Origin of the sequence: uncultured Tenacibaculum sp. (assembly GCF_947499065.1) — a bacterium.
Classification (GTDB): Bacteria; Bacteroidota; Bacteroidia; order Flavobacteriales; family Flavobacteriaceae; genus Polaribacter.
The window spans coordinates 133,472-147,702 of the sequence record NZ_CANMMT010000001.1; the positions used below are offsets into that span (position 1 = coordinate 133,472).

14 protein-coding genes are annotated in these 14,231 nt (G+C 30.0%); 6 read left to right on the plus strand and 8 right to left on the minus strand.

The window, feature by feature from the left end; all coding sequences use genetic code 11:
- Window positions 1-142: 142 nt before the first annotated feature.
- Window positions 143-1,174: an asparaginase gene (locus Q0958_RS00640; protein ID WP_299118374.1), complete on the minus strand. Its 1,032-nt coding sequence runs from the start codon at window positions 1,172-1,174 to the stop codon at window positions 143-145.
- Window positions 1,175-1,270: 96 nt separating this feature from the next.
- Here Q0958_RS00640 and Q0958_RS00645 point away from each other — a divergent pair, with 96 nt between their 5' ends.
- From Q0958_RS00645 to Q0958_RS00665, 5 genes are all read left to right on the plus strand, one after another.
- Window positions 1,271-1,969 carry a zinc metallopeptidase gene (locus tag Q0958_RS00645; protein ID WP_299118375.1) on the plus strand — a complete coding sequence of 233 codons (699 nt, stop codon included), beginning with the start codon at window positions 1,271-1,273 and terminating at the stop codon, window positions 1,967-1,969.
- Between the two features lie 207 nt (window positions 1,970-2,176).
- A complete protein-coding gene (locus tag Q0958_RS00650; RefSeq protein ID WP_299118377.1) occupies window positions 2,177-4,549 on the plus strand; it encodes a TonB-dependent receptor in 2,373 nt (790 codons plus the stop codon).
- Between the two features lie 69 nt (window positions 4,550-4,618).
- A complete protein-coding gene (locus Q0958_RS00655) occupies window positions 4,619-5,626 on the plus strand; it encodes a histidine kinase (RefSeq protein WP_299118378.1) in 1,008 nt (335 codons plus the stop codon).
- Window positions 5,627-5,630: 4 nt separating this feature from the next.
- The gene (locus Q0958_RS00660; RefSeq protein ID WP_299118380.1) at window positions 5,631-6,395 is read left to right on the plus strand and encodes a LytTR family DNA-binding domain-containing protein; all 765 of its coding nucleotides are present in this window, start codon (window positions 5,631-5,633) and stop codon (window positions 6,393-6,395) included.
- A 44-nt stretch (window positions 6,396-6,439) separates the two neighbouring features.
- Window positions 6,440-6,712, plus strand: coding sequence for a hypothetical protein (locus Q0958_RS00665; protein WP_299118382.1), 273 nt, complete (start codon window positions 6,440-6,442; stop codon window positions 6,710-6,712).
- A gap of 63 nt (window positions 6,713-6,775) precedes the next feature.
- On the opposite strand, the gene lepA is transcribed toward Q0958_RS00665, so the two are convergent.
- Window positions 6,776-8,572, minus strand: coding sequence for a translation elongation factor 4 (gene lepA, locus Q0958_RS00670; RefSeq protein WP_299118384.1), 1,797 nt, complete (start codon window positions 8,570-8,572; stop codon window positions 6,776-6,778).
- Between the two features lie 103 nt (window positions 8,573-8,675).
- On the opposite strand from lepA, the gene dusB reads away from it, so the two are divergent.
- A complete protein-coding gene (gene dusB / locus Q0958_RS00675) occupies window positions 8,676-9,677 on the plus strand; it encodes a tRNA dihydrouridine synthase DusB (protein WP_150899877.1) in 1,002 nt (333 codons plus the stop codon).
- A gap of 3 nt (window positions 9,678-9,680) precedes the next feature.
- On the opposite strand, the gene Q0958_RS00680 is transcribed toward dusB, so the two are convergent.
- From Q0958_RS00680 to Q0958_RS00705, 6 genes are all read right to left on the minus strand, one after another.
- On the minus strand, window positions 9,681-10,883 hold the full coding sequence (locus Q0958_RS00680; RefSeq protein WP_299118390.1) for an ABC transporter permease: 1,203 nt from the start codon (window positions 10,881-10,883) through the stop codon (window positions 9,681-9,683).
- A gap of 37 nt (window positions 10,884-10,920) precedes the next feature.
- On the minus strand, window positions 10,921-11,316 hold the full coding sequence (gene rbfA / locus Q0958_RS00685; protein WP_235273612.1) for a 30S ribosome-binding factor RbfA: 396 nt from the start codon (window positions 11,314-11,316) through the stop codon (window positions 10,921-10,923).
- 21 nt (window positions 11,317-11,337) lie between these two features.
- Complete coding sequence (locus Q0958_RS00690) at window positions 11,338-11,982, minus strand: response regulator transcription factor (RefSeq protein WP_255689061.1); 645 nt, start codon at window positions 11,980-11,982, stop codon at window positions 11,338-11,340.
- Window positions 11,983-12,051: 69 nt separating this feature from the next.
- Window positions 12,052-12,801, minus strand: coding sequence for an ATP-binding protein (locus tag Q0958_RS00695; protein ID WP_299118393.1), 750 nt, complete (start codon window positions 12,799-12,801; stop codon window positions 12,052-12,054).
- The gene (locus Q0958_RS00700; RefSeq protein ID WP_299118395.1) at window positions 12,780-13,388 is read right to left on the minus strand and encodes a hypothetical protein; all 609 of its coding nucleotides are present in this window, start codon (window positions 13,386-13,388) and stop codon (window positions 12,780-12,782) included. The genes Q0958_RS00695 and Q0958_RS00700 overlap by 22 nt, the downstream gene beginning before the upstream one ends.
- A gap of 4 nt (window positions 13,389-13,392) precedes the next feature.
- Complete coding sequence (locus Q0958_RS00705) at window positions 13,393-14,058, minus strand: hypothetical protein (RefSeq protein WP_299118397.1); 666 nt, start codon at window positions 14,056-14,058, stop codon at window positions 13,393-13,395.
- Window positions 14,059-14,231 lie beyond the last annotated feature (173 nt).

The following is a 14,231-nucleotide window of genomic DNA, read 5'->3' on the forward strand; positions in this document are numbered from 1 at the left end:
ATTTTTTCAGAGTGCCAAGTAACAAAAAATTGTTGGGACATTAAAAAAAAACAGTAGTATTTATATACTTACGGCTCATTTTTATTCTTTTAACTACTATTTCAAGCAGTTATAACGGTAAATTTAACGATTTATTTACAAATTAATCAATTTCTCCTCTTAATGAAGTTTCGAAATAGTGCTTAAATTCGTCTTTTGACAACTTTTCACCTAGTAAATACATCATTTTTGCAACCGCCGTTTCGGTTGTAATGTCTTTTCCGTCTACAATTCCTATACGTTTTAACTCTGAACTTGTCTCATAATGCCCCATAATAATGCTTCCCCCAGCACATTGGGTTACGTTTACAATATAAATGCCTTTATCAACAGCTTTTTCTAGTAAGTTTACAAACCATTTTTCTGTTGGTGCATTACCAGATCCATATGTTTCTAAAATAATCCCTTTTAAATTAGGTATATCTATAAAACTGTTTACAACTGACTCTGTAATACCTGGAAATAACTTTAAAATAGCAACATTATTGTCTAGCTTCTTTCTAAAAACCAATTTCTCTTCTTTCTTATTAGGTTTTAGTAAGAGAGGATAATTAAAATTTAAATGAACTCCACTTTCTGCTAAAGGGGGATAATTCATAGATGCAAATGCTTCAAATTGTTCTGCATTAATTTTTGTTGTTCTATTTGCTCTATACAATTTATATTCAAAATACAACCCTACTTCCTGTATTACAGGCATGTTATTTTCAAAAGTAGAAGCCACCTGTATAGATGTAATTAAGTTTTCTTTTGCATCTGTTCGTAAATCACCTATAGGTAATTGCGACCCAGTAAAAATTACAGGCTTTTGTAAATTTTCAAACATAAAACTAATAGCTGATGATGTGTACGACATCGTATCGGACCCTGTTAATATCACAAATCCATCAAACTTATCATAGTTATCAGAAATAATTTCAGCTATATTTATATAATAATTCACATTCATGTTTGAAGAATCAATAGGCTCTTCAAAAGATATAGTAGAAATATCGCAATGTAATTGTTGTAATTCTGGAATCTTACTTGAAATTTGACTAAAATCAAAAGCTTTTAGAGCTCCTGTTTTATAATCTTTAACCATTCCAATAGTTCCCCCTGTATATACAATTAAAATTTTAGGCTTATTTGTCATTTTGACATCTTATATTATTAAATTCTAAAATGGAATAATTTATGTTGTAAATTTATCAAACAAAAATGACACAAAAATTTTAAACAATACTATATTATGATAGGTTTTTATGCAATAATTGGTGTTATTACATTATTTAGTTGGCTAGTAAGTAATACGCTACAAAGAAAGTTCAAAAAATATTCTCGAGTACACTTAAGAAACGGGATGAGTGGTGCTGAAATTGCTGAGAAAATGTTAGCTGATCATGGAATTTCTAACGTAAGAGTAATTTCTACTCCAGGTAGACTTACCGATCATTATAATCCAGTAAACAGAACTGTTAATTTAAGTGAGGCTGTATATAATCAAAGAAATGCTGCTGCTGCTGCTGTTGCTGCACACGAAGTTGGCCATGCTGTACAACATGCTCAAGCATATCAATGGTTACAAATGCGTTCAAAACTAGTACCAATAGTTAGCATTTCATCTCGATTTTCTCATTGGATGATTGTAGGTGGTATTTTATTAGGTGCTGGTGCTGGTCAGCCAGGTATTGGACAATTGATAGCTGTAGGTGGTTTAATATTTATGGCTTTAGGTACTTTATTTAGCTTCATCACTTTACCTGTTGAATATGACGCTAGTAATAGAGCCTTAGCATGGTTAGAAAATAAACATATGGTAACAAGAGAAGAATTAGCAGGATCTAAAGATGCTTTAAAATGGGCTGCTAGAACTTATTTAGTAGCCGCTTTGGGGTCTTTGGCTATGCTATTATACTGGGCACTAAGAATATTAGGCAACAGAGATTAACAAAAATTAGACTTATTAAAACATCCAAAGCTTCGAATATATTTCGAAGCTTTTTTTATGACTTCAGAAAACCTTTTTTTATCTAATTGCGTCTTTAAGGTTATAGGAAATAAAAATCTATTCATCGGAAATTTAACCCGTTTTATCAGATTTCTATTTTTTAATTTTCAATAAGAATACACTTTTGAAGTGTTAAATAAAAAAGATATGAAAGCTATTACCACTATTTTATTCGTATTAATTACAATAATCACTGCTCATGCTCAATATAGCATAAGTGGAAAAATTGTTGATAATCAGAAAAACCCATTACCCTATATTAATGTTATACTATATAATGTAGATAATCCTGGACAACCTAAAGGGACTATTTCAGGTGAAGATGGAAATTATTCTATAAAAAACATAGAAAAAGGAAAGTACCGAATAACTGTTACTACTTTAGGATTTAAAAGTGAAAAAGTAGCGGAATTTCAGCTATCAGCTAATAAAACTTTCAACTTTACTTTGCAAGAAGAAAGTCAAACTTTAAATGAAGTTGTTGTAAAATCTAAAAGACCTGTAATAAAACAAACTGCTGAAAAATTGGTAGTTGATTTAGAAAAAACCGAAATGGTTAATTCTAACTTACAAGATGTAATGCGTAAAGTTCCTGGGGTATTAGTTACAAACAATGGAATTACAATAGCTGGAAAAAGCGGTGTAAGAATTCTAATTAACGGAAAAACTACCGAATACATGGATGTTCAGAGTTTACTTCGTGATTTTCCTGCTGATAATATTGCTAAAGTTGAAGTAGTAGAACAGCCCGGTGCCGAATATGATGCTTCTGGTTCTGGAGCCATCATAAATATTATTTTAAAGAAAAATGTTCGTTTAGGTACCCATGGAAGTTTAACTGGATGGATTGGTGAAGACGAAGGTTTTGAATATGGAACTAGAGCCTCTATAGCTAGTTATAAAAACAAATTAAATTGGCAAACAAGTATTAGTCATTCACAACCTACATGGAGAGATGATTTGTTTTTAGTTAGAACTGTTGAAAACGAAACCTATGACCAAGTAACTAAAGAACCCTACAAACCAAACAACCTTACTTTTAGTGGTAACATAGATTATTACATAAACGACAAACATTCTTTTGGGATTGGTGGACGTTGGAACAACAGAAAATCCGACAGAATTGCAACTAGTAAAACTATTATTTCTAGCAGTTCAACAACAAATACCCTTTTTTCAGAAAATACTTTTGACAGAGATAGAATAGATTTCAATATTAACCCATATTATGAATATAAATCTGATACCGATAAACTATTTATAGATTTTAATTACATCGATTATAAAAATGATAACACCAATACTTTATCTGACATAACAGGAAGTACGCTTCCTTTTCAAGACAGAAGATATATACAAGATGGAAAATATACTATTAAAACTTATAAAATAGATTATAGTAAAACTGTTTCTGATAATTTTAAATTCAGTGTAGGAAGTAAATATGCTATGGTAAAAACTGATAGTGATTTAAAGTCATTTTTAGAAAACAACTCAAATGGTTTTGATTTAGACCAAACCAACAGTAGTCAGTTTTTAGTAGACGAAAAAATATTTGCAATTTACTCAAAAGTTAATGCTACTGCAGGGAAATGGACCTTTTCTGGAGGATTACGTTATGAAGATAGTAACACTGACGGAACATCTATTTTTTTAAAAAACGGTCAAATGGTAAACGAAGTAAAGAAAAGACCTATTAGCAAACTATTTCCTAGCGCATCAGTTAGTAGAAAAATAACAGAAAGTATTGGAGCTAGTTTATCTTATAGCTATCGAATTAGAAGGCCTTCATATAATAGCTTGAATTCATTTGCTACTTTCTTAGACCCTTTTTCTGCTGGTGAAGGAAATCCAAGTTTAAGACCTGCTTTTACAAATAATTATCAATTTAACTTAACTTACGATGGACAACCGTTTTTTACAGTAGGCTACAGTAAAACAAACGATGTTATTTTCGACTTAATAAAGCAAAACAATACAACTGCTCAAATTAGACAACAGGCAGTAAATGTTGAAGATTTCACTAATTGGAACTTTAGATTATTCGCTCCTTTGAGTTTTATTAAAGGTTTAGAAGGTTATACAGGATTTATCGTTAATAAAAACTCTTACAACTCAGCAATACACAATGTAAACTTATCTAAATGGAACTTATTTTGGTTTGCTCAAGCAAATTATAAACTACCTTGGGATGTAAACTTTGAGGTAAGCGCGAATTATGGAACTGGAGCTTTAGAAGGTCAAATAGAAGTTGATTGGTTAGCTGGTTTAGATTTTTCTTTCGGAAAAAAATTCTTAGACAACAAGTTAAAAGTAAATCTTGGGTTTAATAAAATGTTAGACCGTGGATTTAACGGAAAAATCGATTACGGTAATGGTACAGCCAGAGTAGAAAGTAATGGGTCTCGTCAAAACATACAATTGAGACTTGTATATAGCTTTGGATCTAAATTCGGAAAGAAAAAATCAAAACGTAATTCTTCTAGAGATGAAGAAAATAGAATTCAAGACAATAATTAATTTCTTATACTTTTGTTTTTATATGGACATCACAAAATTCATAACTTGTGATGTCTAACTTAAATTTCTATGGATACTAAACTTAATAAATCAGACTGGACACTTATTATTATCCTATATTCTGTTACTATAGTTATAAACTCTATCGATTACTATAAAGATGGGAATATGCTTAAAGAATATATCGTTGATTTTTCTGTCTCAATAGTAATGTCTTTGTCTGCTGTGTTATTTTTTATGTATTGGTTAATACCAAACTATCTAGTACACAAACAAAAATATATTCATTTTGTATTCTTTGGACTTCTTAGTCTTTTTATAGGAGGATATATAGATAAAGTAGCAAGTTTTTGGAGTGGAGAAAATGATTGGTCTAAATTCCCTAAAGGAATAGATTTATTTCTACATTCAGTATTTAGACTTTTAGATAACATTGGTTTAATACTTGGTGTACTTTTGACTAAAAAATTTTATCAAGGCAAAACTGAATTAATTAATATTGAAAAAAAGCAAAAAGAAAACGAGTTAAAACTATTACGTTCACAAATAGAACCACATTTTTTATTCAATAATCTAAACACTCTTGATAGTTTAATTGATTCTGATTCAGAAAAAGCAAAAGAATATATTAATAGATTATCGTTAATTTATCGCTATCTAATTCAAACCAAAGATGCTGAAGTAATGGAGCTTTCAAAAGAATTGAAATTCGCTGAAAACTATATTTTCTTAATTGAAACTCGTTTTGGAAATGATTACAAATTCAATATTGAAAAAAAAGTAACTGTATCAAACAAATTTATTCCTACTGGTGCATTACAAACTCTTTTAGAAAACGTAGTAAAACACAACAAAGCTAATAAAGAGCCTATAGAAACAAACATTAACATAACTGAAGGTTGGTTAACTGTAAAAAACACCAAAACCAATACTCCAAACAAGGAAAGTTTAGGTACAGGATTAGAGAATTTACAAACTCGTTATGAGCTATTATCTGATAAAAAAATAGCCATAGGAAACAACACCAATAAATTTATTGTATCTATTCCTATCATTAAATTGAGTGATGAAAACTAACAATATGAATATTTTAATTTTAGAAGACGAAATACCTGCTTATCAAAAATTGGTAAACTATTTAAAAGACTCTTTTGGAGAAAATTTTTCTCATGATGTAGCTCGCACAAATTCAGATGGAAAAAAGCTCTTAACCGAAAACACTTATGACTTTATCTTATCAGACATTCAGTTATTAGATGGTATTTCTTTTGATTTATTTGATGAATTAAACATCAACACTCCTATAATATTTTGTTCTGCACATGACGATTATTTGTTTAAAGCTTTTAACACTAATGGAATTGCTTATATTTTAAAACCTTATTCTAAAAGCGACTTTAATAAAGCTATCAATAAATATCAACAACTATTTAAACAAGGAGATTATAACAAATTAAACCACGAGACCTTAACCAACTTAAAATCTGCTTTACAAGAAGAAAACAATTCTTATAAGAAACGATTTGTTATAAAGAAAACTAAAGGAATCCAGCTCTTAAATGTTATAGACATTAGTTTAATAGAAGCTTCGGGAGATTTCTGCATTGCTACCGATTTTAATGGAAAATCCCACAACATCTCTCAAACATTGGGTGGAACATTTAAACAATTAAATCCTGCAAAATTTTTCAAAATCAATAGAAGTGAAATTATCAATATAGATTATATCGAAAGTATTGAAAATCATTTTAAAAACCGTCTACTAATTAGTATGAAAGGTATTAAAGAAAAACCAATGACTAGTTCTTCAACTACTGCCGATTTTAGAAAATGGTTGGAACAATAGATTGAAAAAAATATATTTGCAGCCTAATCATTAACTTTTAAACTATGAAAAAAATTATTTTGTCTGTTGCTATGCTAACTTCCATAGCTTTTGTTGCTTGTTCTGACAACGATGATAATCAAAAAAAATGTATCTCATGTGAATATTCAGGAGCAGGTACTACAAAGCCTATCAAAACTGAATATTGCAATAATGGTGATGGAACAATGACAATTACTGTTGAGGGAATTCAAACTGTTACTTCTGATATTCCAGAAGGTAGTACTTTTGAAGATGTTATAGAAGCAGCTAAAACACAAGGTACAACTTGTAAGTAAGAAAACACTCACTACAAAAACAAAGCCTCAGTTAATTTAACTGAGGCTTTTTTATTTTCAAATCTAATCGTTTAATTTCAATACTGCCATAAACGCTTGTTGTGGAATTTCTACATTACCAACTTGACGCATACGTTTCTTACCTTTTTTCTGCTTTTCTAATAACTTACGCTTACGAGAAATATCACCTCCATAACATTTAGCAGTTACATCTTTACGAAGTGCTTTCACTGTTTCACGTGCTATAATTTTTGCTCCAATAGCTGCTTGAATTGGAATATCGAATTGTTGACGTGGAATTAATTCTTTTAACTTCTCACAAATTCTTTTTCCTATAGAATATGCATTACTATCGTGTAATAAGGCAGAAAGCGCATCAACAGTTTGTCCATTTAATAACATATCTACACGTACTAATTTAGATTTTTGCATTCCAATAGGCGAATAATCAAAAGAAGCATATCCTTTAGAAACCGTTTTCAAACGATCATAAAAATCAAATACAATTTCAGCTAAAGGCATATCAAAAATTAACTCAACACGCTGAGGAGTTAAATAAGTTTGATTTACAATTTGTCCACGCTTTTCAATACAAAGGCTCATTACTTGACCAACAAAATCAGATTTTGTTATAATAGAAGCTTTAATAAACGGCTCCTCTACCCTATCTAATTTCGATGGATCTGGTAAATCTGTTGGATTATTAACAATAATAATATCATCAGGATTTTTCTTTGTAAAAGCATGATAAGATACGTTAGGTACCGTTGTTATAACAGTCATGTTAAATTCACGCTCCAAACGCTCTTGAATAATTTCCATGTGTAACATTCCTAAGAACCCACAACGGAAACCAAATCCTAAAGCTGCTGAACTTTCAGGTTGAAAAACTAAAGATGCATCATTCAACTGTAGCTTTTCCATTGAAGCTCTTAATTCTTCATAATCCTCTGTATCAACCGGGTAAATACCAGCAAATACCATTGGCTTTACATCTTCAAAACCATCAATAGTGTCTGTAGTAGGATTTGCAAAATCAGTAATAGTATCTCCTACTTTAACTTCCTTTGCTGTTTTAATACCAGTAATTAAATACCCAACATCTCCTGTTTTAATTTCTTTCTTAACAACTTGCTCTAACTTTAAAGTACCAACTTCATCAGCTCCATATTCTTTCCCTGTCGCCATGAACTTTATACGCTGGTTCTTTTTAATAGAACCATCTATTACTCTAAAATAAGTTTCAATTCCTCTATAAGAGTTATATACTGAATCGAAAATTAAGGCTTTTAAAGGCGCGTCTGGATTTCCTTCAGGAGCAGGAATTTTATCAATAATTGCAGCTAAAATATTATCAACTCCAAAACCAGTTTTACCACTTGCATGAATTACATCTTCTGGCTCACAACCTAATAAATCTACAATATCATCTGTAACCTCTTCAGGATTTGCTGATGGTAAATCTACCTTGTTTAAAACTGGAATTATTTCTAAATCGTTTTCTAACGCTAAGTATAAGTTAGAAATAGTTTGTGCTTGTATACTTTGCGCTGCATCTACAATTAACAAAGCACCTTCACAAGCTGCAATAGAACGAGAAACTTCGTAAGAAAAATCTACGTGCCCTGGAGTATCAATTAAATTTAAAATATAATCTTCTCCATTATATTTATAATCCATTTGAATTGCGTGCGATTTAATCGTAATTCCACGTTCACGCTCCAAGTCCATATTATCTAGTAACTGATTTTGCTTTTCACGTTCTGACACAGAACCTGTATAGTCTAATAATCTATCAGCAAGTGTACTTTTACCATGATCAATATGTGCAATAATGCAAAAATTTCTAATTTTCTTCATTCGTCGTATTTCTAACTTCTTATAATCGACAAAGATACTTTATGTAAAATGCATCCACAAATAAAAATTTATTCAATAAAAAAATAAAAAGTAACTTTGCAGCATGGTAAAAATTGGAGATATAGAACTTCCTGATTTCCCGCTTTTATTAGCGCCGATGGAAGATGTGAGTGACCCACCGTTTAGAGCTTTATGTAAAGAAAACGGTGCAGATGTGGTTTATACTGAATTTATTTCCTCGGAAGGACTAATTCGTGACGCAGCAAAAAGCGTAATGAAATTAGATATTTACGAGAAAGAACGCCCTGTTGGAATTCAAATATTTGGGGCTAACCTAGACTCTATGCTTAAAACTGTAGAGATAGTTGAAAAGTCAAATCCAGATATTATTGATATTAATTTTGGTTGTCCTGTAAAGAAAGTTGTTTCTAAAGGTGCAGGTGCTGGTATTTTAAAAGATATCGATTTAATGGTAAAACTTACAGAAGCTATGGTAAAACACACCAAACTTCCTGTAACTGTTAAAACTCGTTTAGGTTGGGATCATGATTCTATAAGAATTGTTGAAGTAGCTGAGCGCTTACAAGATGTAGGATGTAAAGCTATTGCTATACATGGTCGTACTCGTGCTCAAATGTATAAAGGTGATGCTGACTGGAAACCAATTGCCCAAGTAAAAAACAATCAAAGAATGCACATTCCTGTTTTTGGAAACGGAGATGTTACTTCTCCTGAAAGAGCAATGGAAATGCGTGATGAATATGGTTTAGACGGTTGTATGATTGGTAGAGCTTCTATAGGATATCCTTGGTTTTTTAACGAAGTAAAACACTTTTTTAAAACTGGTGAACATTTAGCTAAACCTACCATAGCACAACGTGTTGAAATGGCTCGTCGTCATTTAGAAATGTCTATTGATTGGAAAGGGGAACGTTTAGGTGTTGTTGAGACAAGAAGACATTATACAAACTACTTTAAAGGCATTCCTCATTTTAAAGATTACCGTATGAAAATGGTTACTTCTGATGACCCTAAAGATGTTTTTGCTACTTTTAATGAAGTGGAAGCTAAATTTGGAAACGCCACTATTCCTGAAATAAAATAAGCTTTATTTCTCAATAAATGCTTTTGATATTCTTGAGCTTGCAATTTTTGCCGCTACATAACCTAGTATTGAAATTGTAAGCATTACCAAGAATAAATTAAACCATCTAAACTCTACGGGATAAGCTAAGGTCTCTGTAATCATAAATAATTCGAATTTTTGCTGAATTAACACCAAAACAATTCCAATTAAAAGCCCAATTCCCATTCCTACTAGTGTCAATAAAAAGCCTTGTAAGACAAAAATTCTTTTTATTTTTTCTATTGTACTCCCTAAATCGACTAATGTTTTTAGGTTTTGTTTTTTATCAATTATCATCATAATAATTGAACCTATTACATTAAATAATGCAATAGCTATAATCAATGTAAAAATTAAATAAGAAATAAAATTTTCTGTATTTACTACTTTATAATATACTGTATTTAATTGTGCTCTCGTTTGCACTTTGAAAGCCTCTCCTAAACTTTCTTGCAAACTAGCTTGATAGTTATCTAAATCGACACCTTCCTTTAGTTTTAATTCTATAGCCGTAAACTGATTGTCTTTATAATTAAGTAATTTCTGAGCTAGCTCGACTTCTGTAAAAACAAACTTACCTTCAAACTCTTCTGAACCTTTATAAACTCCTATAATTTGAACAGGTATAGAATTGAAAGCATTGTTTGGATTTATTAATCCTTTTCCAGGTTTAGGAACTAAAATTTTTAAAGGTTCTCCAAAATTCATTATTCCTAATGATAGTTTATACCCAATACCATAACCTATTACTGCTGTATTTCTAAATTCAGGGTCTATCCAACTCCCAACTTTCAATAAGGAGTCTACAGGTAAAATTTGATTGTAGTTTTGTTCTACTCCTTTTATATATGCTATCTGATTTTTATCCTTATAATTTAAGAAAACACGCTCTTCTATTACTTTAGAAACAGCTAATACCTCATCGTTTTCTATTATTTTTTGATAAATTTCATCAGAATACTCAATGGTTTTACCTTTAACCTTTGAAATTTTAATATCTGGATCTGAATCTTGAAGTAATGAATCACTAAATGTTCTTAATCCTGAAAAACCAGATAAAATTACAAACAAAGCTAACGTTCCAACAACAACACCAAAAATGGTTATAAACGTTATAATGTTTATTGCATTGGTGCTTGCTTTTGAAAACAAGTATCTTTTAGCTATGTATAAAGAAAAGTTCAACTATTAATAAATCTAAGTATCAATGTAAACAAATTTATTAACGCTTTTGACGACGTGGTAAAATTTCTGGATTCTTAATTGGATCAACGTCTCCTCCTTTTAAAGACTTATCAATATCTTCAATATAATCTAAACTATCATCTCCAAAAAACAATAACTCAGGCATTCTCCTAAGTTGATTTTTAGTTCTTTGTGCTAATTCATGACGTATTAAAGGCGTATTAGATTTAACACCTTCAATAATTTCATCTCTTTTTTCAGAAGGAAAAACACTCAAATACACTTTTGCTACTCCTAAATCAGCAGTAACAGAAACTTTTGATACCGATATAATCACTCCCTTCATTCCATCTTGCGCGGCACGCTGCAAAACATCTACTAAATCTTGTTGCAGTACTCCTGCAATTTTTCGTTGTCTATTTGTTTCTTCCATGCTGCAAATTTAGGCATAAATTTACGGAGTGTAAATTTTATTTTTTATAGCATACATTACTAAGCCCACCCTGTTTCTAACATTTAATTTAGTAAACAAACTATCCCTATATCCATCTATAGTTTTTGGACTTAAAAACATTTTATCTGCTATTTCTTTATACGTTAATTCTGAACAGGCTAATTTCATAAAAATTATTTCGTTTTCTTTAAATCGAATAGAATTTTTACCATTCTTCCCTGACACTGAATCTAACAATAAGTTAGTAACATTTCTGGTATGAAAGAAACCATTATCCATCATTTCTAGAAGCGCTCTTTCTAAGACTTCTTTTTTTGTATCTTTTAGCAAATAACCAACGGCTCCTGCTTTTAACATTTTTAAAATAGTACCATCTGCATCTTCTACAGATAATGCCATAACATGTACATGTGGATGATTTTCTACAATCCATTCGGTAGTTTCAATACCATTCATTACTGGCATATTTACATCAACTAAAACAATATCTGGAATGTTTTTAGGTGATGCAGAGAACTTCTCCGAAACTTCTTTCCCGTTTTTACATGTATATAACACTTTAAATTTATCAAAGGTATTTACCATACCTTCAATTGCCTGTGATAATAGAGTGTGATCATCTACAACAACAACTGAGTATTTCATAATTACGTAGGTTAGGTTATTATCTTGTTGTGAGGGACAATATAATGAAGGGACAATGTACTACAATTCTTAAATATAATAATTTATTATTAAACTGGTTCCTTTTTGAGGTTCCGATTTAAATTTTGCTTCGGCATTGATAAGCTTCGCTCTTGCTTTAATATTCTGTAAACCAATACCTTTTAGTCTTACTTTTTTCATTTCAAAACCAACACCATTATCTTTTGCTTCAATCTCAATAGCATCTTCTTTGTAATTTAAAAACACCTCAAGCTTAGTTGCTTTTGAATGTTTTATCGTATTTGAAAAAAATTCTTGTAGAATTCTGAAAATTATAATTCCGTGCTTTTGATTTATTTCTCTTTCTTCTCCTACAACTTCAAAACTAGATTCTATATAATTCAATCTATTAAATCTCCTTAACTCTAGTTCTATTGCTTCCTTTAATTTTATAGCATTTATAAAATCTGGGTTTATCGATTTAGACAAGGCTCTTATTTCTGTTAAACTTTTAGCTATGGTCTCAGCAATCTCTTCTATATTTTCAGGAGAAGCATGTTGCATTTGTATTTTAGCTAAAGTTAAGAGTTGTCCAATATTGTCGTGCAACTCCCAACTTATATTTCTTAAGGTTTCTTCTCGTATCTCTATTTGAGTTTCTGCTAATTCTCTTTCGTATCGTTTTCTATTTTCAGCACGCTCTACTAAAAGTTTGTTTTTACGTCGTTGAAAAACAGAAAAAAGAGTAACTAAAAAAGTTAACACTATTATTATAACTAATGTTGTTATTACTAATACTACTCCCTCTTGCTGCTCCATATTAAACCAAATGATATTATTAAATTCATTGTAACAATCAATGATTCTAAAATCGGGTATAAATCTTTATTTTTCATGTAAATCCAAATGCTAAAAAAAGGAATAGAAGGTAAATAATAAACCATAAAACCTACTGAAACCCAAAAAGGTAAAAGCTTTTTATAATTTATAATTTCATCTGATAACAATAGTTCTCTTAAGAATAAAAAGATTAAGACACCCACATTTAAAAAACTCACTATTACAGCTTTATAAAAATACGTTCTATCATAAAAAACCATTATCCATAAAATCAAAAAGACAATCAATAGAAGATAAGAAATATTTAAATATCTCTTATCTTTTATTAACTGTTTATAAATATATAGAATCAAAAAGTATTCTAGTAAAGTAGAGTATTGATAAACCAAAAAATTCCTAACTCCTAATTCACTTAAGTATCCTCCAGCAAAATCAACCAAAAAATTCATTAACATTAACAATGCTATTCCTTTTAAAAATTTTGTTTTCTTTTTTAGAAAAAAATAAAAACTTAAAAAAGCTACAAGTAATTGTGAAAATAAGGGAATATCAAATAAATCTACCATAAAATTAATCTGTACCGTATGGTGGTTCTAAATTTCCTTTATTTCCAGCTCCGCTTGGTTCATTTGATGGGTCAGTAAGTAGCTCAATACTATAATTATAATCTTCTCTTTTTCCTTTATTAAACTCCTCTAATGAATTATAAATCCAATTATACCCATTCTTAGCTAACATCTCTTTAAAAGTCACTAATTTCCCTTGCTTATATGATTGTAAAGGATCAAAAGCTACCTGCTTTCCTCCTATAGTCGTAGTAGGAATATAAATTAAGTCTTGATAACTTCTACCAGTGTTATTATAATTAGGCATTGCTGCAGAAATAAAGCTTATTCCTGAAACCTCAATTCCAACTTTTTTACTTAGATTCTTAACTCTTCCCAAATACTTTAAAAATTGTTTAAAATTATAAGTATTAATACGAGAATCCTCATAACCTAAAGCCTTTTCTAAGGGAGCTATCCTTGTAGTATCATACTCCTTTAACATACTTACAATTTCTGTATAATCTAACATCTCAAGAGTTCTTCCTTCATCAGAATAACAAAATGTACCTTCAGGAATTTGTGATTGCCAATCGTCATTATCACATTTACATTTGTGTTTTTCACATGAAGCCATGAAGTTCAATGTAAAAAAAATGATTAACAATTTTAGTAGGTTAGTTTTTTTCATAATAAAAATAATATTTAAATTCACTTTAAATATACTAGCTTATTTTCAATTATATTTATCTTAACCTAACACTTTTCTTATAAAACAATCTATCAAACACTTATGTTTTATTAATTTTTTAAAATACAGGAAAAACACCTATAAGATATAAATGAATACCCTATAGCTATTTC

Bases quoted from the DNA above. Each gene is read 5' to 3' on its own strand.
- rbfA (WP_235273612.1), bottom strand. From the start codon at position 11,316: ATGGAAGAAACAAATAGACAACGAAAAATTGCAGGAGTACTGCAACAA.
- Q0958_RS00650 (WP_299118377.1), top strand. From the start codon at position 2,177: ATGAAAGCTATTACCACTATTTTATTCGTATTAATTACAATAATCACT.
- Q0958_RS00665 (WP_299118382.1), top strand. From the start codon at position 6,440: ATGAAAAAAATTATTTTGTCTGTTGCTATGCTAACTTCCATAGCTTTT.
- dusB (WP_150899877.1), top strand. From the start codon at position 8,676: ATGGTAAAAATTGGAGATATAGAACTTCCTGATTTCCCGCTTTTATTA.
- lepA (WP_299118384.1), bottom strand. From the start codon at position 8,572: ATGAAGAAAATTAGAAATTTTTGCATTATTGCACATATTGATCATGGT.
- Q0958_RS00645 (WP_299118375.1), top strand. From the start codon at position 1,271: ATGATAGGTTTTTATGCAATAATTGGTGTTATTACATTATTTAGTTGG.
- Q0958_RS00655 (WP_299118378.1), top strand. From the start codon at position 4,619: ATGGATACTAAACTTAATAAATCAGACTGGACACTTATTATTATCCTA.
- Q0958_RS00690 (WP_255689061.1), bottom strand. From the start codon at position 11,982: ATGAAATACTCAGTTGTTGTTGTAGATGATCACACTCTATTATCACAG.
- Q0958_RS00695 (WP_299118393.1), bottom strand. From the start codon at position 12,801: ATGGAGCAGCAAGAGGGAGTAGTATTAGTAATAACAACATTAGTTATA.
- Q0958_RS00700 (WP_299118395.1), bottom strand. From the start codon at position 13,388: ATGGTAGATTTATTTGATATTCCCTTATTTTCACAATTACTTGTAGCT.
- Q0958_RS00705 (WP_299118397.1), bottom strand. From the start codon at position 14,058: ATGAAAAAAACTAACCTACTAAAATTGTTAATCATTTTTTTTACATTG.
- Q0958_RS00640 (WP_299118374.1), bottom strand. From the start codon at position 1,174: ATGACAAATAAGCCTAAAATTTTAATTGTATATACAGGGGGAACTATT.
- Q0958_RS00660 (WP_299118380.1), top strand. From the start codon at position 5,631: ATGAATATTTTAATTTTAGAAGACGAAATACCTGCTTATCAAAAATTG.